At 73.7% G+C, this 21,184-nt stretch carries 23 protein-coding genes; 10 read left to right on the top strand and 13 right to left on the bottom strand.

Annotated elements, in window-relative coordinates; genetic code table 11:
- Positions 1–45: 45 nt before the first annotated feature.
- From ACWDXC_RS35225 to ACWDXC_RS35235, 3 genes are all read left to right on the top strand, one after another.
- Positions 46–594: a TetR/AcrR family transcriptional regulator gene (locus ACWDXC_RS35225; protein ID WP_449989448.1), complete on the top strand. Its 549-nt coding sequence runs from the start codon at positions 46–48 to the stop codon at positions 592–594.
- A gap of 106 nt (positions 595–700) precedes the next feature.
- Positions 701–1,252, top strand: coding sequence for an RNA polymerase sigma factor (locus ACWDXC_RS35230; RefSeq protein ID WP_449989451.1), 552 nt, complete (start codon positions 701–703; stop codon positions 1,250–1,252).
- Positions 1,245–2,417 carry a CU044_5270 family protein gene (locus ACWDXC_RS35235; RefSeq protein WP_449989454.1) on the top strand — a complete coding sequence of 391 codons (1,173 nt, stop codon included), beginning with the start codon at positions 1,245–1,247 and terminating at the stop codon, positions 2,415–2,417. Before ACWDXC_RS35230 ends, ACWDXC_RS35235 begins: the two co-directional genes overlap by 8 nt.
- A gap of 24 nt (positions 2,418–2,441) precedes the next feature.
- On the opposite strand, the gene ACWDXC_RS35240 is transcribed toward ACWDXC_RS35235, so the two are convergent.
- On the bottom strand, positions 2,442–3,197 hold the full coding sequence (locus ACWDXC_RS35240) for an SDR family NAD(P)-dependent oxidoreductase (protein ID WP_449989456.1): 756 nt from the start codon (positions 3,195–3,197) through the stop codon (positions 2,442–2,444).
- A 144-nt stretch (positions 3,198–3,341) separates the two neighbouring features.
- Between ACWDXC_RS35240 and ACWDXC_RS35245 the strand changes: the two genes are divergently transcribed.
- Positions 3,342–4,277: an RNA polymerase sigma-70 factor gene (locus ACWDXC_RS35245; protein ID WP_449989459.1), complete on the top strand. Its 936-nt coding sequence runs from the start codon at positions 3,342–3,344 to the stop codon at positions 4,275–4,277.
- Here the strand turns inward: ACWDXC_RS35245 and ACWDXC_RS35250 are convergent.
- Positions 4,274–5,305, bottom strand: a complete 1,032-nt coding sequence (locus ACWDXC_RS35250) for a saccharopine dehydrogenase family protein (protein ID WP_449989461.1) — start codon at positions 5,303–5,305, stop codon at positions 4,274–4,276. The genes ACWDXC_RS35245 and ACWDXC_RS35250 overlap by 4 nt on opposite strands.
- Positions 5,306–5,405: 100 nt before the next feature.
- Here ACWDXC_RS35250 and ACWDXC_RS35255 point away from each other — a divergent pair, with 100 nt between their 5' ends.
- Entirely contained in the window at positions 5,406–6,371 is a 966-nt protein-coding gene (locus tag ACWDXC_RS35255; RefSeq protein WP_449989464.1) for a helix-turn-helix domain-containing protein, read from the top strand.
- Here ACWDXC_RS35255 and ACWDXC_RS35260 read toward each other — a convergent pair.
- Positions 6,347–6,991, bottom strand: a complete 645-nt coding sequence (locus ACWDXC_RS35260) for a dihydrofolate reductase family protein (protein WP_449989467.1) — start codon at positions 6,989–6,991, stop codon at positions 6,347–6,349. The genes ACWDXC_RS35255 and ACWDXC_RS35260 overlap by 25 nt on opposite strands.
- A 60-nt stretch (positions 6,992–7,051) precedes the next feature.
- Positions 7,052–8,014 carry an alpha/beta hydrolase gene (locus ACWDXC_RS35265; RefSeq protein WP_449989469.1) on the bottom strand — a complete coding sequence of 321 codons (963 nt, stop codon included), beginning with the start codon at positions 8,012–8,014 and terminating at the stop codon, positions 7,052–7,054.
- Between the two features lie 164 nt (positions 8,015–8,178).
- On the opposite strand from ACWDXC_RS35265, the gene ACWDXC_RS35270 reads away from it, so the two are divergent.
- Complete coding sequence (locus ACWDXC_RS35270) at positions 8,179–8,568, top strand: hypothetical protein (RefSeq protein ID WP_449989472.1); 390 nt, start codon at positions 8,179–8,181, stop codon at positions 8,566–8,568.
- Positions 8,569–8,584: 16 nt separating this feature from the next.
- Here the strand turns inward: ACWDXC_RS35270 and ACWDXC_RS35275 are convergent, their stop codons facing one another.
- The 4 genes from ACWDXC_RS35275 to ACWDXC_RS35290 all read right to left on the bottom strand — a co-directional run bounded on the left by ACWDXC_RS35275 (position 8,585) and on the right by ACWDXC_RS35290 (position 12,850).
- Positions 8,585–9,241, bottom strand: a complete 657-nt coding sequence (locus ACWDXC_RS35275) for a maleylpyruvate isomerase N-terminal domain-containing protein (RefSeq protein WP_364180106.1) — start codon at positions 9,239–9,241, stop codon at positions 8,585–8,587.
- A 41-nt stretch (positions 9,242–9,282) separates the two neighbouring features.
- Positions 9,283–11,673 (bottom strand): ATP-binding cassette domain-containing protein, encoded by a 2,391-nt coding sequence (locus ACWDXC_RS35280; protein ID WP_449989475.1) that lies wholly within the window; start codon positions 11,671–11,673, stop codon positions 9,283–9,285.
- A gap of 114 nt (positions 11,674–11,787) precedes the next feature.
- Positions 11,788–12,198 carry a VOC family protein gene (locus ACWDXC_RS35285; RefSeq protein ID WP_449989478.1) on the bottom strand — a complete coding sequence of 137 codons (411 nt, stop codon included), beginning with the start codon at positions 12,196–12,198 and terminating at the stop codon, positions 11,788–11,790.
- Between the two features lie 58 nt (positions 12,199–12,256).
- A complete protein-coding gene (locus tag ACWDXC_RS35290; RefSeq protein WP_449989480.1) occupies positions 12,257–12,850 on the bottom strand; it encodes a TetR/AcrR family transcriptional regulator in 594 nt (197 codons plus the stop codon).
- A 55-nt stretch (positions 12,851–12,905) separates the two neighbouring features.
- On the opposite strand from ACWDXC_RS35290, the gene ACWDXC_RS35295 reads away from it, so the two are divergent.
- Complete coding sequence (locus ACWDXC_RS35295) at positions 12,906–13,703, top strand: SDR family NAD(P)-dependent oxidoreductase (protein ID WP_449989483.1); 798 nt, start codon at positions 12,906–12,908, stop codon at positions 13,701–13,703.
- Here ACWDXC_RS35295 and ACWDXC_RS35300 read toward each other — a convergent pair.
- Positions 13,693–14,127, bottom strand: coding sequence for a MarR family winged helix-turn-helix transcriptional regulator (locus ACWDXC_RS35300; RefSeq protein ID WP_449989485.1), 435 nt, complete (start codon positions 14,125–14,127; stop codon positions 13,693–13,695). The two genes, ACWDXC_RS35295 and ACWDXC_RS35300, sit on opposite strands and share 11 nt — an antisense overlap.
- Positions 14,128–14,182: 55 nt before the next feature.
- Here ACWDXC_RS35300 and ACWDXC_RS35305 point away from each other — a divergent pair, with 55 nt between their 5' ends.
- Together ACWDXC_RS35305 and ACWDXC_RS35310 are read left to right on the top strand one after the other, a co-directional pair.
- Positions 14,183–14,791, top strand: a complete 609-nt coding sequence (locus tag ACWDXC_RS35305) for a TIGR03086 family metal-binding protein (protein WP_449989488.1) — start codon at positions 14,183–14,185, stop codon at positions 14,789–14,791.
- A 10-nt stretch (positions 14,792–14,801) separates the two neighbouring features.
- Complete coding sequence (locus tag ACWDXC_RS35310) at positions 14,802–15,215, top strand: RidA family protein (RefSeq protein WP_449989491.1); 414 nt, start codon at positions 14,802–14,804, stop codon at positions 15,213–15,215.
- Between the two features lie 122 nt (positions 15,216–15,337).
- Here ACWDXC_RS35310 and ACWDXC_RS35315 read toward each other — a convergent pair whose 3' ends face one another.
- Positions 15,338–16,057, bottom strand: a complete 720-nt coding sequence (locus tag ACWDXC_RS35315) for a VOC family protein (protein WP_449989494.1) — start codon at positions 16,055–16,057, stop codon at positions 15,338–15,340.
- Between the two features lie 261 nt (positions 16,058–16,318).
- Here ACWDXC_RS35315 and ACWDXC_RS35320 point away from each other — a divergent pair, with 261 nt between their 5' ends.
- Positions 16,319–18,388, top strand: coding sequence for a SpoIIE family protein phosphatase (locus ACWDXC_RS35320; RefSeq protein ID WP_449989497.1), 2,070 nt, complete (start codon positions 16,319–16,321; stop codon positions 18,386–18,388).
- Between the two features lie 146 nt (positions 18,389–18,534).
- On the opposite strand, the gene ACWDXC_RS35325 is transcribed toward ACWDXC_RS35320, so the two are convergent.
- The 3 genes from ACWDXC_RS35325 to ACWDXC_RS35335 are packed head-to-tail and all read right to left on the bottom strand — an operon-like array spanning position 18,535 to position 21,169.
- A complete protein-coding gene (locus ACWDXC_RS35325) occupies positions 18,535–19,380 on the bottom strand; it encodes an ABC transporter permease subunit (RefSeq protein WP_449989500.1) in 846 nt (281 codons plus the stop codon).
- A complete protein-coding gene (locus ACWDXC_RS35330; protein WP_449989503.1) occupies positions 19,377–20,315 on the bottom strand; it encodes an ABC transporter ATP-binding protein in 939 nt (312 codons plus the stop codon). Before ACWDXC_RS35330 ends, ACWDXC_RS35325 begins: the two co-directional genes overlap by 4 nt.
- Positions 20,312–21,169 carry a hypothetical protein gene (locus ACWDXC_RS35335; protein WP_449989506.1) on the bottom strand — a complete coding sequence of 286 codons (858 nt, stop codon included), beginning with the start codon at positions 21,167–21,169 and terminating at the stop codon, positions 20,312–20,314. Before ACWDXC_RS35335 ends, ACWDXC_RS35330 begins: the two co-directional genes overlap by 4 nt.
- Positions 21,170–21,184 lie beyond the last annotated feature (15 nt).

Consider the following 21,184-nt stretch of genomic DNA (forward strand, 5'->3'; position numbering starts at 1 on the left):
TTATACGGCACCGTACAACCAGGCGAGAGGTGAGGTAGGCCACAGATGGGCTCGTTGCGTACACCGCGGGAGAAGTGGATCGAGGAGGGGCTGCGGGTGCTGGCCGCGTCCGGGGTGGACGCCGTCCGGGTCGAGACGCTGGCCAAGGCGCTGGGGGTGACCAAGGGCGGCTTCTACGGCTACTTCACCGACCGCAACGCCCTGCTGGAGGCCATGCTCGACACCTGGGAGCGGGAGAGCATCGACGAGGTTCTCGACCGGGTCGAACGCGCGGGAGGCGACGCCCGTACCAAGGTCCGGCTGGCCGGGCAGCTGACGCTCTCCGAGCGGCTGCTGCCGATCGACCTGGCGGTGCGGCACTGGGCCCGGCGTGACGAGGCCGTCGCCGCACGCCTGCGGCACGTGGACAACCGGCGCATGGACCTGCTGCGCGAACAGATCGGCACCTTCTGCGCCGACCCCGACGAGGTCGAGGCGCGCAGCCTGCTCGCCTTCTGCCTGACCATCGGCCAGCACTTCCTGGCCGCCGAGCACGACGGCCGCACCCCCGCCCAGGTGCGCTCCCGCGCCGCCGACCTCATCCTCAACGCCTGACGGAGCCGGCCAGGTCACCCGCCCACGGCGACGGCCCGTGAAAGCGGCAGGGCGCTTCGGGCAAGAAGGGGCGACCATCGTTCACCGACCCCGCGGAGACGCCCGCATGGCTGTTCCACCCGACCTGGCCGACCCACCCGATCTGCAGGTGGACTTCGAGCAGGTCTTCACCGCGCACTTCACCGAGATCCACCGCTACATCGCCAGGCGGCTGTCCGACGACGTGGCTGACGACCTGGCCGCCGAGGTGTTCCTGGCGGCCTGCCGGGGCGGCTACGACGCCGCGCGCGGCGGGGTGCGCCCCTGGCTGTACGGCATCGCCACCCACCTCATCGCCCGGCATCGCCGCACCGAGATCCGCAAGTGGAAGGCGCTCAGCCGGACGGCCGAGCGCGCCGAGCACGATCCCGAGGACGCGGTGCTGACCCGCGTGACCGCGGACCGGCTGACCGGCAGGCTGGCGGGGGCGCTGGCCGGGCTCAACCGGGGCGACCGCGACGTCCTGCTGCTGAGCGCGCTGTGCGACCTCAGCCACGCCGAGGTCGCCGCCGCCCTCGGCATCCCGGCCGGGACGGTCGCCTCCCGGCTCCACCGCGCCCGCAAGCAGCTCCGCAAGGCGCTCGGCGACGTCAACCCGCTGGAGGAGACCCATGGATGAGCTGAGCCTCCTGGCGCGGGCGCTGCCCGACGCCCCGCCGCCCTCGCCCGAGGTGGTCGAGAGGGCCCGACTCCGGCTCGCCGCCGCCCGGCGCGAGCAGGGACCGCCGGCAGGAGCCCGCCGGCGCGGCCCGGCCTGGGGATGGACCCTGGGAGCCGCCGCGACGACGATCGCCGTCGTCCTGGCCGTCGTCACGCTGGTGTCGAACATGACCCCCGCTCCCGCACCTGTGCTCGTGCCCGAAGGCGGCAACAGCGCCCTGCTCCAGCTCGCGGACCGGGTCGCGAAGCTGCCGGACGAGCGCGGCGCCTACTGGCGGCGGCCACTGCTCAACGACACGCTGATCCGGGTCCGGGCGGGCAATCAGGCGTTCAACGTGCTGTTCTCGTCACGGATCGACCTCTGGCAGCCGCGCGACCTCCGCGACCCCGTACAGGCGGAGCAGTGGCAGCAGTTCGTCCGCCCCGCCACCGAGGCGGACGAGCGGGCGTGGCGGGCGGCGGGCTCCCCGGGCACGGTCCAGCGCGTGTGCACGCGGGGCACCCGGGCGGGAGACTGCGCGAAGCTCCGGCTGCGGTCCAAGCCCACGCAGTGCGTCTACACGCGCGCGGTCGAGCCGGGCGGCGTGCTCGGCGACTCCCGGATCGGTGAGCTCACGCTGGCCGACCTCGCGGCGCTGCCCGGCGACGCCGGACAGCTCCGGGAGAAACTGCGGGCCTACTGGAAGATCCGGCGGGCCAAGGAGCCCGGCTACAGCTTCGAGAAGTTCCTCGCCACCTCCACCGCCCTGCTGGAGCTCCCGGTGAAGCCCTCGGTCAGGGCGGCCGCCCTGCGGCTGCTCGCCGGACTGCCGACGACCCGGGTGCGCGGCACGATCACCGACCCGCTGGGACGTCCGGGACTCGCGGTCACCTTCAGGGACAGCGAGGGCTTCACCGCCGAGTTCGGCGCCGACGACGAGGTGGCGCAGCGGTACACCACCATCCTCGACCCCCGGACCGGCGCCGTTCTGGCGGAGCACGCCGCGATCGCGGACGAGAGCACGGACGGGCTCGCCAAGGGGACGTTCATGACCTACCAGGCATGGGCCCCCGAGGCGGGCTGGACCGGCGAACGCCCCGAGCGGCCCCGCGACTGCCGGCTCAGCGCCCGCCCGCTCCCATGACGGACCGCCCGGGCGCCGGGGGCGTCACCACGGGACCGGGCCGCTGTCGTTGAAGAAGCCGCCGCTCGGCCCGTCGTCGCCGAGCGTCGCCAGCCGCACGAGGACGGCCGCGCCCTCGTCGGGCGTGCGGAAGCCGTGGTGGTCGTTGATGTCGGTGTCGACGTAGCCGGGGTCGGCGGCGTTGACGAGGATGCCGTCCTCGCGCAGCTCGTTGGCGTACTGGACGGTCAGCGCGTTGAGCGCGGCCTTCGACGGCGTGTAGGCGGCCGAGGCGGGCAGCGCCGCCAGCGGCCCGCCCGGGGTGGCGGCGATGGTCAGCGACGCGGCCCCGCTGCTGACGTTGACGATGCGCGGCGCGGGGGCGCGGCGCAGCAGCGGCAGCATGGCGTTGGTCACCGTGATCACCCCGAACACGTTCGTCTCGAAGACCGCCCGCACCATGTCCACGTCGACGACGCTGGGGAGCTGGTCGAGCGCGTCCTGCGGCGCGACCTGCCCGGACCCGGTGATGCCGGCGTTGTTGACGAGCACGTCCAGGCGGCCGAAACGCTCCTCGGCCAGCCGGGCGGCGGCCCGTGCCGTGGCCGGGTCGGTGACGTCCAGGGTGACGGCGTGCGCGTCCCCGCCGGCGGCGCGCAGGGCCGCCGCGGCCTCCTCGCCGCGCCGCGCGTCCCTGGCGCCGACCAGCACCGTCATGCCCAGCGCCGCCAGTTGGGCGGCGGCGGCCCGGCCGATGCCCTTGTTGGCGCCGGTGACCAGCGCGACCTTCCGCTCGTTCATGATCAACCCCTTGTCGTCCGTACGGTGTGTCCGCCCCGAGACGAGACAGCCCGGCGTTCTGTGACATGCGGGCCGATGTCACAGAACGGCGGGCTGTCTCGTCTCAGGTACCGGAAGCAGGCGCGACGACGGGAAGGAGCCCGCATGAGCAGGGCCGAGGAGTTCGAGGAGTTGCGGCCGCTGCTGTTCTCGATCGCCTACCGCATCCTGGGCAGCGTGAGCGACGCCGAGGACGCCGTACAGGAGACCTGGCTGCGCTACGAGGCGATCACGACGCCGCCCGCGTCGGCCAAGGCGTTCCTGTCGGCGGTGGTGACCCGCATCGCGATCGACGTGCTGCGCTCGGCCCGCGTCCGGCGGGAGGAGTACGTCGGCACGTGGTTCCCCGAGCCGCTGCTCACCGATCCGTACGACGATCCGCAGCGGGCGGCCGAGCTGGCCGATTCGGTGTCGATGGCGGCCCTGCTGCTGCTCGAACGGCTGAGCCCGCTGGAGCGGGCCGTGTTCGTGCTGCGTGAGGTGTTCGGGTTCGGCTTCGGCGAGGTCGCGGCGGCGGTCGGCAGGTCGGAGGCGGCCTGCCGCCAGCTCGCCGTGCGGGCCCGCCGCCACATGGACGCGGGACGCGCCCGCTTCGAGGCGGGCCGGCGCGAGCGGGAGGAGCTGGCCGGGCGCTTCTTCGACGCCTTCGCCGAAGGTGACGTCGCCGGGCTGCGCGAGCTGCTGGCCGCCGACGTCCAGCTGGTCGCCGACAGCGGCGGCAAGGCCCCGCTGTGGGGCGAGGGCGTGTTCGGCGCCGCGAACGTGGCCCGCACGCTGGCCTCGATCGTGCCGCCGTTCGCCCGGATCGGCGGCTCCGTGGAGCCGCGCGAGGTAAACGGGCGGCCGGGCGCGATCTTCCGCGACCGCGACGGCCGGATCGTCAACATCTGGTCGCTCGACATCCTCGACGGGCAGATCCAGACGATCCGTACGGTGCTGAACCCCGACAAGCTCGCCCACCTGGGCCCGGTCGCGGACGCCTGGGCCGTGGTCCGCGAGGCCACGCGGGCCCGCCGGCTCCCGCCCGAGCCCGGCGCCTAGGACTCCAGCTCCACGGTGAGGTCGGCGGACAGCGCGCGGAGGAAGTCCGGCGCGTCGAAGACCTCACCGGCGGAGACGACGCCGGTCGCCCTGGTCCGTCCCGTGAGCAGGCGGTCGACCGCCTCGACCACGAGCGGCGCGGTGAAGGCGTAGATGTCGCGCCCTCGCGCCACGGCCCGCCGCTCGGCGCCGCCGGAGCGCACGACGACCTCCACGAGGAACGTCTGCTCCGACCGTCCCAGCTCGTCGGCCGGGGCCGGCGTCGGCGTGTCGGGCGCGACGACCTCCCTGGCCGCCTCGACCGTCATGTACGTGCGCACCTCGGGGATGGACAGGTGGCTCGGCACGGTGACGATGTCGGCCATCGAGAACTCGCCCACGACCGGCCGGGGCCCCAGTGGCGCGGGGAAGGGCCACTCCAGGAGCGGCGGGTCGTCGTGGCGGTACTCCAGCCGGCCGTTGGCGAAGCGGACCCGCTGCCCGTCCCGCCGCTGCCGGGAGACCACGCCCGCCGCCCGCGTCCCGGCGGTCGGGTGCCAGCCGCTCAGCCCGTACGCGATGTGCGCCTCGTCGGCCGACGTCCAGTCGCCCATCGCGGCCGTGGCCAGCAGGTCGCCCAGGCCGCCGTAGAAGGCCATCGCGGGGACGATCACCGCGCCCGCCGCCCGGGCCCGGTCGCCGAAGTGCGCGAACGTGTCGGCGTTGGCCTCGATCTCGGCCGCCACGTCCACGTACGGGATGCCCGCGCGCAGCGCCGCCTCGATCACGGGGGCCGCCGTCGTGGCGAACGGCCCGGCGGCGTTGACCACGGCCGCCGCCCCGGCCAGCGCGTGGTCGAGCGCGCCGGGGTCGTCGACCGACGCCGTGCGGAACTCCAGCCCCGTCTCGTGGGCCAGCTCCTTGAGCCTGGCGGAGTCGCGCCCGGTCAGCAGCGGGACGAACCCGCGCTCCCGCAACCGCGCCACGACGAAACGCCCGGTGTGCCCGTACGCGCCGAAAACCGCCACCGTGTGCGCTGATGATTGCATGGGTGCTCCCCGAACTCGCGTCGATCTGTTGCGTTCATCCTTCCGATCACGGGCGGCCCGCACGAGTGTCTGGAACGCCATTGCCCATACAATTCCGGACATGACCACTGTTGCGCTGGCCGTCACCGACGGCATGCTGCACTTCGAGCTGTCCCTCGCCTACGAGGTGTTCGGGTTCGCCCCGGCCGGCGTCGAGCCCTGGTACGACCTGGCCGTGTGCGGGCCGGCCCCGGTGCGCGCCGGCCGGTTCCTGCTGGAGCCCGACCACGGCCTCGGCCACCTCCCGCGCGCCCACACCGTGATCGTCCCGGGCTGGGCCGACGTCGACGTGGACCCGCCCGCCGACCTGGTCGACGCGGTGCGCGCCGCGCACGAGGCGGGCGCGCGCGTGGTCTCGCTGTGCACGGGCGTGTTCGTGCTGGCCGCCGCCGGGCTGCTCGACGGGCGGCGCGCCACCACCCACTGGGCGCACACCGAGGTCCTGGCGTCCCGCTACCCCAAGGTGACGGTGGACCCCGACGTCCTGTACGTGGACAACGGCAGCGTGCTCACCTCAGCCGGGAAGGCCGCAGCCATGGACCTGTGCCTGCACCTGGTACGCCTCGACCGGGGCTCCTCGGTGGCCAACGTGGTCGCCCGGCGGCTGGTCGTGCCGCCGCACCGGGACGGCGGCCAGGCCCAGTTCGTCACCACGCCGGTGCCGGAGCCGGGCGACCACCCGCTCACCGGCCTGTTCCCCTGGGTGATGGAACGGCTCGACCAGCCGCTGACCGTCGAGGACCTGGCCCGCCAGGCGCGGATGAGCTCGCGCACCCTGGGCCGCCACTTCAGGTCGGTCACCGGCACCACGCCGCTGCAGTGGCTGCTGACGCAGCGGATCCGGCGCGCCCAGGAGCTGCTGGAGACCACCGGCGAGAGCATGGACGCCATCGCGGCGGCCACCGGCATGGGCACCGCCACCACGCTGCGCCGCAACTTCAACCGCGCGGTGGGCGTGGCCCCGGACGCCTACCGCCGCACCTTCCGCTCCCGCGCCGCCGATCAGCGCCTCCAGAACAGCAGGTGAGTCATACCGCTCGGGCTCGGCACCGTGTCGAGGTGGAAGCGGTCGAGCAGCTCGGTGTGGCTCTCCCACAGCCGCTCGCCCCGCCCGAGCTCGACCGGCGCGACGGCGATGTGCAGCGTGTCGACCAGGTCGGCCGCCAGGAACTCGCGGATTGTGGCCACCCCGCCGCCCAGGCGCACGTCCCGGCCGCCGGCCGCCCGCCTGGCCCGCTCCAGCGCCTCGGCCGGGCTCGCGTCGAGGAAGTGGAACGTGGTGTCGGCCAGCGTGAACGACGGCCGTACGTGATGGGTGAGAACGAAGACCGGCGTGCGGAACGGCGGCCGGTCACCCCACCACCCCTGCCAGTCGTGGTTCTCCCACGGGCCCCGCTGCGGGCCGAACTTGTTTCTGCCCATGATCTCCGCGCCCATGTTGTTGCCCCAGTCGCGGGTCAGGTAGTCGTCCAGGCCGCGCGTGCCGCCCGGGTCGGTCCGGTTCACCCAGCTCGCGGTGGCGCCCGCCCAGGACCACATCGGGCCGGGATCGGCGTGGCCGAACGGCCGCTCCAGGCTCTGCCCCTCCCCGGCGCCGAACCCGTCCCTCGACACGTTGAAGCACTGCACCTTCAGCAACTGCGACATTCGTCCTCCTCTGACAGCTTCGTCTCGGAGGTGGTCGGAGCCGCCGGCGGATTCTTGCGCTCAGGCCAGCAGCCGCCGCAGCCAGCGCAGCCGGGCCGCCCTCGCCTCCTGTGACAGCACCGCCTGCGGCGCCATCAGGTCGAACCCGTGGAAGGCGCCCGGCCACACGTGCAGCTCCGCCTGCCCGCCCGCCTGCCAGAGCCGGGTGGCGTAGGCGACGTCCTCGTCGCGGAACGTCTCGGCCGAGCCGACGTCGACGAACGCGGGCGGCAGCCCGGACAGGTCGCCGGCCCGCGCCGGGGCCGCGTACGGGGACACGTCCGGCCCGCCGCGCGCGTCGCCGAGCAGGGCCGTCCAGCCGGTCTCGTTCGAGGTGCGGTCCCAGATGCCCAGGCCCGCCATCTGCGCCGCCGACGGCGTGTCGTTGCGGTCGTCGAGCATCGGGCACATGAGCAACTGGCCGATCAGGGCCGGGCCGCCCCGGTCGCGGGCCAACAGGGCCAGCGCCGCCGCCAGCCCGCCGCCCGCGCTGGGCCCGCCCACGACGAGGCGCGCCGGATCGGCGCCCAGCTCGGCGGCGTGCTCGGCGGTCCACGCCAGGCCCGCATAGCAGTCGTCCACCGGCACGGGATGCGGATGCTCGGGGGCGAGCCTGTACTCCACGGACACCACCACCAGGCCCAGCTCCAGCGCCCAGTCGAGCAGGTCGTCGAGCCCGGTGCGGGCGTCGCCGAACATCATGCCGCCGCCGTGCGTGTAGTAGATCGCCGGAAGCGGCGTGGCCGCACCCGCCGGGCGGCACACCAGCAGCGGCACGTCGCCGTGCGGGCCGGGGGCCGTGTGCCGGCCGACGACTAGCGCGCCGCCCCGGGACAGCTCCTCGTCGGTCTGCGACGGGATGACCTCGCGGGCCGCTCGCAGGGCGCCGAGCGTGTCCAGGGTGATCGACGGCGACACGTACTCGGCCAGCACGGCCAGGGCTGCGCCCAGCTCCGGATCGAACGGCACCGGTGGTGTGCTCAAGGAAGTCCTCCGGACTCTCGGTGGCTTTCGGCTGTGGTGCCATCGTGCGCCACGAACGGCCCGCGGGCGAGGGCCCCGGCGGAGGCGGCGAAAGCGCGTCGAAAGCGGCCGGGCGTAACGTCCCTGGTCAGGAAAGCCCCGCCGCCTAACGGAAAGGACCGCTCATGACCAGGAAGAGCACCGTGATCGCGCTGTCCGCCGCCGCGACCCTCGCGCTGGCGCTGATGGCGCCCCCGGCCTCGGCCGGCGACACCACCGTCTGGGGCTGCAAGCCGGGCAACGTGTGCCTGTACAACGGCAACCAGACCCCGGACTACCTCTATTACCAGACCGCCGGGAACGTTCCGGACGGCAAGTCGTTCTGGGTGATCGTCAACAACGGCCGCCAGGAGGACGGCGCCGACCACGTGTACTTCGAGTACCGGCACCAGGGCGGCTCGAAGTGGTATCCGAAGTGCCTGCACTTCTACCCCGGCAGCGGCTACAAGCTCGACCTGCGTGACGGGGCCGTGGGCGCGACGATCAGGAACATGTACTGGGGCGGTGAGTGCTGAACCGCCCCGGGGTGGTTCAGCCGATCACGAACGGCAGCCTGGCCGCCAGCTCGCCCAGCTCCGCCGCCTCCGCGCGGGTGGGCGCGCGCCGTCCGGTGCCGACCAGCAGCGCGTCGGCGTCGGAGAACGACGCGGGGAACGCGGCGCCGGCGATCCGCTCCAGCATCGCCCTGGACCGGGCCGCCCCTTCGGCGGGCGGCCCGGCCGCGCCGGGCAGGTGCGCGACCAGGTCGAGGTGGTGCAGCGTCCACTCCAGGACGTAGGCGGTGAGGTAGTCGCCCGCGGTGAGCACCACGTCACGGGTGCTCACCCGCAGGCCCGGGTCGGCGAGGGCGGCGGCGCGCCCGGCGGCCGAGCCGACGTCGTCGAGGTGGAACTTGAGCAGCCGGGGCTCCTCGTACGCGGCGGCGAGCCGGACGATCAGCGCGTCGAGCGGGTCGTCACCGGTCGGCGGCGTCCGGCTGACCTCCCAGTAGGTCACCGCGTCGCGGGTAGGCTCCGCGTCGGCGGGGGTCACGAGCGTGATCAGCACGTCCTGGGCGTCGATGACCAGGTGGCACACCAGGTCACGCACCAGCCAGCCGGCGCAGCCGGACGGCCGCGCGAAATCGTCGTCGGTGAGCTCTGCGACCGCGGCGCGCAACGCCGCCCACGACCGGATGAAGGACTCCACGACACGTACGCTAACCGACGCCGCCGCTGACCGGCCGGTCGCTACGCGCCCACGTAGTCGGCCAGGTGCTCGCCGGTGAGGGTGGAGCGGGCGGCGACGAGGTCGGCGGGCGTGCCCTCGAAGACGACCCGGCCGCCGTCGTGCCCGGCGCCGGGGCCGAGGTCGATGATCCAGTCCGCGTGCGCCATGACCGCCTGGTGGTGCTCGATGACGATGACCGACTTGCCGGCGTCGACGAGCCGGTCGAGCAGGCCGAGCAGTTGCTCGACGTCGGCGAGGTGCAGTCCGGTGGTCGGCTCGTCGAGGACGTAGACGCCGCCCTTGTCGGCCATGTGGGTGGCGAGCTTGAGCCGCTGCCGCTCGCCGCCGGACAGCGTGGTGAGCGGCTGGCCGAGGCTGAGGTAGCCGAGCCCGACGTCGGCGAGGCGGCCGAGGATGGCGTGCGCGGCCGGGGTGCGGGCCTCGCCGGAGCCGAAGAACTCGGCGGCCTCGGTCACCGGCATGGCGAGCACCTCGCTGATGTCGCGCCCGCCGAAGCGGTATTCGAGCACCGCAGGCTGGAACCGCTTCCCTTCGCAGTCCTCGCAGGTGGTGGCGACGCCGGCCATCATCCCCAGGTCGGTGTAGACGACCCCGGCGCCGTTGCAGGTGGGGCAGGCGCCCTCGGAGTTGGCGCTGAACAGCGCCGGCTTGACGCCGTTGGCCTTGGCGAACGCCTTGCGGATCGGTTCGAGCAGCCCGGTGTAGGTCGCCGGATTGCTGCGCCGCGAGCCCTTGATCGCGCTCTGGTCGACGGAGACGACGCCCGCCCTGGCCGGGATCGATCCGTGGATCAGCGAGCTCTTGCCGGATCCGGCGACGCCGGTGACGACGCAGAGCACGCCGAGCGGGATGTCCACGTCGACGTCGCGCAGGTTGTGCCGGTTGGCACCGCGGATCTCCAGCTTGCCGGTCGGCTCGCGTACCGTGTCCTTGAGCCGGGCGCGGTCGTCGAGGTGGCGGCCGGTGATGGTGCCGCCGGCCCGCAGGCCCTCGTAGGTGCCTTCGTAGCAGATGCTGCCGCCGTCCGTGCCGGCGCCGGGGCCGAGGTCGACGACGTGGTCGGCGATGGCGATCGTCTCCGGCTTGTGCTCGACGACCAGGACGGTGTTGCCCTTGTCGCGCAGCCGCTTGAGCAGGTTGTTCATCCGCTGGATGTCGTGCGGGTGCAGGCCGATGGTGGGCTCGTCGAAGACGTAGGTGACGTCGGTGAGCGCGGAGCCGAGGTGGCGGATCATCTTGGTGCGCTGCGCCTCGCCGCCCGACAGCGTGCCCGCGGGCCGGTCGAGCGAGAGGTAGCCGAGCCCGATCTCGACGAACGACTCCAGGGTGTGCAGCAGCTTGGCGAGCAGCGGCGCGACCGACGGCTCGTCGAGGCCGCGGATCCACTCGGCCAGGTCGCTGATCTGCATGGCGCAGGCGTCGGCGATGTTGATCCCGGCGATGCGCGAGGAGCGGGCCTCCTCGCCGAGCCGGGTGCCGTCGCACTCGGGACAGGTGGTGAAGGTGACCGCCCGGTCGACGAACGCCCGGATGTGCGGCTGCATGCCTTCGCGGTCCTTGGACAGGAACGACTTCTGGATCTTGGGGATCAGGCCCTCGTACGTGAGGTTGACGTCGTCGACCTTGACCTTGGTCGGCTCCTTGTAGAGGAAGTCCTGCAGTTCCTTCTTGGTGTAGTCGCGGATCGGCTTGTCGGGGTCGACGAACCCGGACTCGGCGTAGACGCGGACGGTCCAGAAGCTGTCGGACTTCCAGCCGGGGATGGTGAACGCGCCTTCGGAGATCGACTTGGAGTCGTCGTAGAGCTGGGTGAGGTCGATGTCGGAGACCGTGCCCCGGCCCTCGCACCGGGTGCACATGCCGCCGATGCGGGTGAACGTCGCCTTCTCCGTCTTGCGCGCGCCGCGTTCGACGGTGATCGCGCCGCTGGCCCGGACGGTGGGGACGTTGAACGAGAACGCCTGGGGGGAGCCGATGCGCGGCTGCCCGAGGCGGCTGAACAGGATGCGCAGCATCGCGTTGGCGTCGGTCGCGGTGCCGACGGTGGAGCGCGGATCGGCGCCCATCCGCTGCTGGTCCACGATGATCGCGGTGGTCAGCCCGTCGAGCACGTCGACCTCGGGCCGGGCCAGCGAGGGCATGAAGCCCTGGACGAACGCGCTGTAGGTCTCGTTGATCAGCCGCTGCGACTCGGCGGCGATCGTGCCGAACACCAGCGAGCTCTTGCCCGAGCCCGAAACGCCGGTGAACACCGTCAGCCGGCGCTTCGGGATCTCGACGCTGACGTCCTTGAGGTTGTTGACGCGGGCGCCGTGGACGCGGATCAGGTCGTGCGTGTCGGCGTCGTGCCGCGCAGGCGACTGCGCGTCCTGGCCAGGGGCCGTGCTCATGCTCTCTCCATCTGTTTCTGCTCAGGCTCGCTGAGGTCGCCTTCGCGCACTCGCCGGGGTGTGATCCGACCAGCTTCGAGGTTATTCGTCGGTCTCAGGTGCGTGGCGCGCCGGTCACCGCGCTTCGTTGATGCGGACCAGGTTGCCCGCCGGGTCGCGGAAGGCGCAGTCGCGCACGCCCCACGGCTGGCTGGTCGGCTCCTGGACGACGTCGGCGCCGGCGGCCTGGACGCGCTTGAACGTCTCGTCGAGGTCGGGGGTGGCCAGCGTGATGCCGGCGTAGACGCCCTTGTCCATGAGACTGGCGATGGCGCGCTGCTCGTCCTCGCTGACGTTCGGGTCGGTGACGGGCGGCTCCAGCACGATGCACGTGCCGGGCTGGCCGGGCGGGCCGACGGTGATCCAGCGCATCCCCTCGGCGCCCACGTCGCCGCGCACCTCGAAGCCGAGGGCGTCGCGGTAGAAGGCCAGGGAGGCGTCCGGGTCGTCGTGCGGGAGGAAGCTTGCGTAGATGGTGATGTCCATGCACGTCACGCTAGGGCGGGAGAGGGGCGGGGCGCTTCTCCATTCCTGACCGATGCGCTCAGCACGCGCGCATCGCCGCGCGGGCCTGCTCGGCGGACAGGGGAGGGGCGGGCAGCGGCCGGGCGGCGGCGGCGCGCAGGCCGTCGAGCGAGAGCGCCAGGTGCCGCCGCCAGGCTCCCGGCGCGACGTCGTGCGTGGCCTTGACGGTCGCCGCGACGCCCCAGATCACGAAGGCCAGGTCGGTGAGCGTGACGTCGTCGCGCAGGTCGCCGGACCGCCGGGCGCGGTCGAGGATCTCTTCCATCAGCGCGGGGCCGCGGTCGCCGGCCGTCGCGGTCCGCGCGGCGAGGTCGTTGTAGCCGAGGTCGGCGGCCTGGAGCTCGCACACGCCGGTCAGGAACGCGGTGAACCCCTCCCAGGCGTCGCCGGCCGCGAGCGCCCGTTCGGCCAGCTCGCCCACCCGGGCGACCCGGTCGGCGAACACGGCCTCCACCAGGGCGTCGCGGGTGGGGAAGCGGTTGTAGAGCGTCCCGATGCTCACCCCGGCCGTGCGGGCGATCTCCTCGAGCGGCACGTCGAGCCCGCGGTCGGCGAACAGCCGCCGGGCCGCCTCCAGGAGGCGTTCGCGGTTGTGCACGGCGTCCTTGCGCATGTCCGCAAGCTTAGCTAACTTGAGGGCCATCTCAACTTGAGGAGGACCTCAACTTATGTCCCGCACCATCGTGATCACCGGCGGCACGAGCGGCATCGGCCTCGCGCTCGCCCGCCACCACGCCGGACGCGGCGACCGCGTCGTGGCCGTGGGCAGCAGCGAGGAAGGCGGCCGCCGCCTGCGCCAGGAGGCGCCGGGAGCCCGGTTCGTCAGGTGCGATCTCAGCTCGGTGAGCCGGACCCGCGACCTGGTGGCACGGGTCGCCGCCGAACACCCCGTCGTCGACGCCCTGGTGCTCGCCGCGTTCCGGTTCAACCCGGCGCGCGTCGAGACGGAGGAGGGCTTCGAGCACACCTTCGCCCTGTACGTGATCAACCGCTGGCTGATGGCCGAAGGGCTGCGCGGCCCGCTGGAGCGGGCGCCGCGACCGGTGATCGTCAACCTGTGCGGCGCCGGGCAGGGCGGCCGGATCCACTGGGACGACCTCCAGCTCAGGAACGGCTACCGGGGCTTCACCGCGACCATGCAGGGCGCCCGCGCGAGTGAGCTGCTGGGGGCGGCCTACGGGTCCGCCGGCATCCGGTACGTGCTCTACAACCCGGTGTTCGTCGCGACGAGCCTGCACACGCCCTTCCGGCAGCCGTTGCGCGCGCTCGTGCGGGCGGGTTCGGCCGTGTTCGCGCAGTCCGTGAGCAAGGCCGTGCCGCCGATCGCCGCGCTCATCGAACAGCCGCCGGCGGCGCCGCTCACGGCCTGGAAGAAGGGCAGGCCCGACGCCCTCACCGTGGACCCGGCCGAGGCGCGGCGCTTCGAGCAGGCCGTCCGCGCCCTGGGCGGCCCCGTCAGAGCGTGACCCCCGCCTCCCGGACCAGCCGGTGGAGCGTGTGCAGGGCACGCAGGAAGGTCTCGCGGTCGGCCTCGGGCAGGTGGGCGAGCAGGCGGTCCTCGGCCTCCTGGATCCGGGCACGGATCGAGCCGCACAGCCGCTGGCCTTCGTCGGTGATCGCCAGGATGCGGGCGCGGCGGTCGCGCGGATCGGGCTCGCGGGTGATGAGCCCGGCGGCCTGGAGCCGGTCGAGGGTGCCGATGATGCGGGTCTTGTCGGCGCCGATCGCCTCGGCCAGCGCCGCCTGGGTGCGCACCGAGCCGTCGTGGAGCGCGCCGAGGACGGCGTAGCCCCACATGGTCACCCCGTGCTCCGCCAGCACGGGCCGTTCGGCGGCGATGAGCGCCTGCAGGAGCGGATGCAGCATCTCGGCCAGGTCACGTCGGCTCATGACGCGCCCGCGAAAACCTTTTGACAGATGATAAGCATGCGCAGATCATAAGCCAATGCCTACAAATGGGGAACCGATCGTCGCGCTCGACGCCCAGGCGGTCCGGGTCAGCGTGGAGCTGGCCGCCAGGGTGCGGCAGCCGGACCTGTCACGCCCGACGCCCTGCGCCGGATGGACGGTCCACGACCTGCTCGCCCACATGGCGGCCCAGCACTACGGGTTCGCCGCCGCGTCCAGGGGCGACGGCGGCCTGGCCTGCTGGGAGACGCGCCCGCTCGGCGCCGACCCGGCGGCGGGCTACCGGGCCTCGGCCGAGCACGTGCTGGCGGCTTTCGCCGTCGACGGCGTGCCGGAGCGCGACTTCCCGCTGCCCGAGTTCGGCAGCGGGGCGGTCTTCCCCGGCAGGCAGGCGATCGGCTTCCACTTCATCGACTACGTCGTCCACTCCTGGGACCTCGCCAAGGCGCTGGGCGCCGGGGTCGAGTTCCCGCCCGGCCTGCTGGAGGCCGCGCTGGCCGTGGCCAAGGCCGTGCCCGACGGCGACGCCCGCCGCGCGCCACGGGCGCCCTTCGCGCCGGCGCTCGCCTGGGAGGGCGGGACGACGCTGGACGAGATCGTCGCACACCTGGGCCGTTCACCGAGCTGGCCCCGGCAACAACCATGAGGAGCATGTCATGAGCAGTGTCAGATTGGTCCGCAATCCCCGGCTCACGCAGCAGGTGGACTACGCCTACGCCGCCGTCGCCGACGCGCCGGCGCGCAACATCTGGGTGGCCGGCGCGTGCCCCCTCGACCTCAACGGTGACACCGTCGCGGCCGGCGACTACGTCGCCCAGACGCACCAGGTGATGCGCAACCTCGTGATCTCGCTGGAGGAGGTCGGCGCGTCACTGACGGACGTCGCCAAGACCACCGTGTACGTGGCCTCCTCCCGGCAGGCCGACCTGGTCGCCGCCTGGGAGGTCTATCGGGAGTACATGGGCGAGCACGACGTGCCCAGCACCCTGCTCGGCGTGACCGTGCTCGGTTACGACGACCAGCTCGTCGAGGTGGAGGCCGTCGCCGTGCTCCCGGCCGCGGGCGGCTGAGCCAGAGCCCGGCGGCCAGAGCATCAAGCCGGTCAGCAGCGCGAGCGGGACCGAGCCGCCCAGCCCCTCCCGCCCCTCGCGCTGGATGACCGGCCGCTGAGGAGCGCGCTCCACCGGCGGGGTCAGCCGGCAGGCAGCACGCAGAACTCGTTGCCGTCGGGGTCGGCCATGACCACCCAGGGAACGTCGCCCTGGCCGAGGTCGATCCGCTGCGCGCCGAGCGAGAGGAGGCGGTCGACCTCGGCCCGCTGGTCGCCGTCCGCGGGCGTGATGTCGAAGTGCAGCCGGGCCTTGCCCTGCTTCGCCGCCACCGGCGGGCCGCCCCAGGCGATCTTGGGGCCGCCGTGCGGCGAGCGGATCGCGGTCTCCTCGTCCTGGTCCCAGACCAGCGGCCAGCCGAGCGCCTCGCTCCAGAAGTAGCCGACCTGCTGCGAGCCGTCGCAGGAGAGCGCGCCGATGAACCCGCAGTCGGCGAGGAACTTGTTGCCCGGCTCGATGACGCAGAACTCGTTGCCCTCGGGGTCGGCGAGGACGACGTGCGGATCGTCGGGGCTCTGCCCGATGTCGATGTGCCGGCCGCCCAGTTCGAGCGCGCGGGCCACGGTCTCACGCTGGTTCTCCAGCGAACTGCTGGTGAGGTCGAAGTGCATCCGGTTCTGGACGAGCTTGTCCTCCTGGGACGGGAGGAACCGCAGCCGGAACCCGGTGTCGTCGGCCGGCAGGAGCGTGATGCCCTCGCGGGGATCGTCGGCCGACTCCCAGCCCAGGACTCCGGCCCAGAACCGGGCGAGCCGGACGGGATCGTGGGCGTCGAAGCTGAGCGCGACGAGCTGAGAGGTCATCCCGCGTCTCCAATCTGTCAGGTAAGGGTCTGTCAGGTACGGGTCTGTCACGTGTGGGCGGATCGCGGCAGCAACGCTAGCCCGCGCCCGAGCCGCCACGCCAACGAATATGCGCCGGACGGCGACGCACGGTTGGCATGCCTTTGACCAGGACTGGTGAACTCCTTCGTACGGTCACGCGTGTCACGCGGCTCGTGCTGACCGTCCGCCGCCCAGCATGTGATGACGTCCTGCTCGCGCGCGTCATCGGGAGGAGTCATCATGAGCGGTGCCGGGGAGCGCGGTGGCGACGGCGTCAGCGGGCTGACCTTCGAGGTGCTGGAGCCCGCGCCCGTCGGGATCGCCGTCACCCTCGGCCACGACCACCGGCTGCTCTACACCAACCGCGGCTACCGGTCGCTGTTCGGCGAGCGCCCGCTCGGCGTGCCGATCCGGGAGGCGTTCTCCGACCTCGTCAGGAAGGACTACTTCCTGCTGTTCGACCAGGTCTTCGACACCGGTGAGCCGATCGTCGTCACGGACATGCCGGGCGATCCGACCCTGGTGACCGAGAGCGGGCAGGAGCGGTTCTTCACGTTCAGCCTGTCCCAGACGACGTTCGACGACCGGCCGCTCGCCGACCGGCGCGGCGTCCTGGTGATGTGCCTGGAGGTGACGGACCAGGTCGGCTCCGCCCGCGAGATCCAGCACATCGCCGACGAGCGCCGCCGCATCCTGCGCCGCTACGAGAGCCTGGTACGAGTCAGCGCGCAGATCATCTGGGTGACCGGCCCCCAGGGCGGCGTGAGCGAGCCGAGCCCCGGCTGGGAGCGGGTGACCGGGCAGCCGTGGGAGGAGTTCCGCGGCGAGGGCTGGCTGCACGCCCTGCACCCCGACGACCGGGCCGAGGCGGCGCAGTCGTGGCAGCGCGCGCTGGAGCGGGTGCCCGACCGGTGGGAGCACACCTACCGGCTGCGCACCACGGAGGGCGGCTACCGGCACTTCCAGGTCCGCGCCGTGCCGATCAAGCAGGACGGCCGGGTGATCGAGTGGGTGGGGAGCTGCACGGACATCGAGGAGCAGTGGCAGGCGCAGCGCCGCCTGCGCCTGCTGAGCCGGGCCGCCGAGGCGATGGCCAACCGCACGTCCGTGGAGGAGATGCTCGGCGCCCTGGCCGACGTCATCGTGCCCGAGCTCGCCGACGGCTGCGGCGTCCACCTGGTGACCGATCTGGCGGAGGGGCTGGCGGGGGAGACGACGCTGGTCGTCGAGCGGGTGGCGACGGCGGCGGGCCCCGGGCTGCCGCGCATGCCGCGCTTCAGCGCCCAGCGGCTGCCGTCCGACGCGCGGTTCGTGCGCGCGGTGCGCCTGGCCAGGCCGTTCCTGGAGACGTTCCCGCCGGGCTCGCCCCCGCCCGACCTGGGCCCGGCGGGTACCCGGACCTGGCTGGAGCTGAGCCGCGCCAACAGCCTGGCGATCCTGCCGGTGTCGGTCAACGGCACGGTCGCCGCCGTGGTCACCGCGGCGACCTGCGGCGACCGCCCGCCGATCGGCCGGGCCGGGATCGACCTGCTGCGGCAGATCTTCGAGCAGGCCCACGACGCGCTGCAGAACGTCATGCACTTCCAGCGGACCCGCCAGATCGCCTTCGCCCTGCAGCACAGCCTGCTCGCGGACCCGCCGCGCGTGCCCGGCCTGCTGATCACCGCCCGCTACCGGCCCAGCCTGGCCGCCGCCGAGGTGGGCGGCGACTGGTACGACTCGTTCGTGCTGCCGGACGGCGCGACCGTGCTCGCCATCGGCGACGTGGCCGGGCACGACCTGCGGGCCGCCGTGGCGATGGGCCAGCTCCGCAACATGCTGCGCGGCATGGTGGTCGACCGGCGCGAGCCGCCGGGGGAGATCCTGTCCCGGCTCAACATGGCGACCGAGACGCTGTACGGCGACGAGACGGCGACCTGCGTGCTGGCCAGGATCGAGCCGCACGACGGCGGCCACCGGCTCAACTACGCGGTCGCCGGGCACCCGCCGCCGCTGCTGGTCACGTACGCGGGTGAGGGGCGTTTCCTGACGGCGGGGGCCAATCCCCTGCTCGGCGTGCCCTACCCCCGCGAGTACGTCTCGGCGCGCGAGCCGCTGCCCCCGGGGGCGACGCTGCTCCTCTACACCGACGGCCTGGTGGAGCGGCCGGGGGAGAACCTCGACGACGGGCTGGCCCGGCTGAGCGAGCACGCGGGCGAGCTGGCGCGGGCGCCGCTGGAGCAGTTCTGCGACGAGGTGCTGAGCCGCATGCCGGTCTCCGGCCAGGACGACGTCGCCATGATCGCGCTGCGCATGCCCGGCCCCGGCTAGCGGGACGGGCGGCCGTCGCCGTTGCGGGGCAGCCGCTCGGTCAGGCCGAGGAAGCCGATGACGACCACGGTGAGGCCTCCGGCCGCGAGCACGTACGGGAGGATCTCCACCGTCCGATCGTGAAGCGGGGCGAAGGCCCGTACCAGTCACAGATCCCTGTGTTGGAAGGACACCGCGGTGAGCGCCCACATCATCGCCACCCACGCCGCCGCCCACCCGAGGTAGGCGGCCGAGAGCGGCGCCTCGCCCAGGAACGGGAAGCCGTCGAACTCGGCGCCGAACCGCGCCAGGACGACCGGGTCCTGCAAGGCGTGCATGGCGCCGCGCCACAGCCCGTCGGTGGGCAGCAGCATCCGCGAGACGGCGCCGACGCGCGCGACGCCGTCGTTGCCGAGCGCCTGGCCGATGCCGCCCACCACCCCGGCGACCCAGGTGGCACCGAACAGCCCCACCGCGACGACGCCGGAGGCCATCGGCGAGACGACCGTGGCCAGCAGCAGGCCCAGCGTGAGCAGCACGACCGTCTGCCCGGCGAGCAGCGCCAGGGCGGTCGCCGGTCGCGGCGGCCAGTAGCCGACCGTCGCCAGGACGACGAGGCACTGCGCCAGCCCGGCGAGCACGATGAAGCCGCTGCCGAACGCGGCCAGCCCCAGCCACTTGCCCAGCAGCACCGCCGAGCGGCGGACCGGCCGGGCCAGCACCGCGAGCGCGATGCCCGACTCGGTCTCGCCCGACAGCGTGGGCCCGGCGAGGAAGGCGGTGCCGAGCGCCGCGATCAGGCTGAGGCCGAACATCACCAGGTTGAGCAGCTGGGAGGCCGCCAGCCTGGCCTGGCCGCTGGTGAGCGTGCCGAGGCCGCTCTCCGCCGCGAGCCGGGAGAACCCCCAGCCGCTCAGCAGGAGCAGCGCGGCCGTGAGCACGACGACGGCCAGCAGCGCGCGCCGCCGGGAGGCCTCGCGCAGGGTGAGCGCGGCGACGGTGAGGACCGTCATGCGGCGTCCTCCTGACCGGCCCGCAGGATGCCGAGCAGGCGCTCCTCCAGGCTGACGCGCGCCGGCTCGACCGCGTGCACGCGCACGCCGAGCGCGACCAGGTCGCGCACCAGCTCGGGGACGGCCGCCTCGTCGTCGCCGGCCGGCAGCGCCACGGTGAACCCGTCGCCGTCCCGCCGCACGTCCCCGGTCGCGGCCAGCCGCGCCCGCGCCTCGGGGGAGAGGTCCGTCAGGCGCAGCCGGAGCTCGCGCCGCCCGAGCAGCTCGCCGAGGGTCCCGGACGCGGCGACCCGGCCCCGGTCGAGGATGACGACGCGGTCGCAGACCCGTTCGACCTCGCCGATGAGGTGCGAGTTGAGCAGCACGGCGACGCCGCGCGCCTTCAGCGACAGGACGATGTCGCGCACGTCGGCGCGGCCGAGCGGGTCCAGCGCGCTGGTCGGCTCGTCCAGGATCACCAGCTCGGGCCGGGCCACCAGGGCGACCGCCAGGCCGAGCCGCTGCTGCATGCCCTTGGAGAAGCCGCCCACGCGGTCGGCGGCGCGCTCGCCCAGCCCGACGAGGGACAGGCACTCGTGCCGCTCCGGCGCGGGCACGGTGACGCCCGCCAGCCTGACATGGAGGGCCAGCACCTCGGCCGCGCTCAGCCAGGGCTGGTAGCGGAAGAGCTCCGGCAGGTAGCCGACGCGGGCGCGGGAGGCGGGATCGCCCGCGGGCCGGCCGAGCAGCGCCGCCTCGCCCGCGTCGGGGCGGACCAGGCCGAGCAGCATCTTGATCACCGTGGACTTGCCGGCGCCGTTCGGGCCGAGCAGCCCGACCACCTCGCCGCGGCCCACCTCCAGCGACACGTCCTCGACGGCGGGCCGCCTGCCGTAGCGCCTGCGCAGGCCCGAGCACCGCACGGCGGGCGGGCTCGGCGGCGTGCCTCCGGTCATCGGAGGTCCCGGGCGACCGCCAGCACCTCGGCGGCGTCCAGCGCGCCCGCCACGGCGGTCACCACGCCGCCGTCCACCCACACGACGGCCGCCAGCGTCCGGTCGCGGGTGGCGATCACCGTGGCCGGCACCCCATGCACGATCGCCCGGGAGGTGGTGAACCGCCCGGCCGGCACGGGCAGCGGCAGGGTGTCCCGCTCCGGGCCGAACGCGCGCAGCAGCGCGGCGGCCTCGTCCGGCAGGCCGGGCAGCGTCAGCAGGTAGTCGCGCACGCTCGCGTACGGGACGCCGGACGACAGCGCGCGGGGCGCGACGGCGCGGCCGACGACGAGGGCGGGCACCCCGGCGGGCTGCGACCAGATCCCGGCCACGCCGGGCCCGGCGACCAGGCGCACCCGCTGCCCGTTCAGCCCCGGCGGGGGCGGCGGCAGCGGCTGCCCGGCCTCGGCGGCGGCCTTGCCGGCCCGGTCCGCGGAGAACGTGAACGTCGCGGTCATCTCGTCCACGACCTGGTGGACGGGCTCGCCGGCGACGCCGCGCGGCAGCGTGCGCACCACGGGCACGTCGAGCCCGGTGCGCGCCTTGGCGGCCGCCGCGTCCGGGACCTCGCGCGGCCCGTCGCCGCCGGTCACGACGACGTCGCCGTACGCGCTCAGGTCGGGCAGGGCGACGAGGTCGGCGGCGCCGACGCCGACCGGCTCGATCCGCTCGGTCCGGAAGATCGGCACCCAGTCGTTGGCGGCGGCCGTGCCCGCGCCCGCCAGGACGACGGCGACGGCGAGCGCGGCGGCCACGGGGCTGCGCAGGACGGCCCGGACGGCGCGCCGGGGCGGGTGTTCTGTGGGATGACGCATGACGGTTCGGCTCCT

The organism is Nonomuraea sp. NPDC003214, from assembly GCF_053590035.1.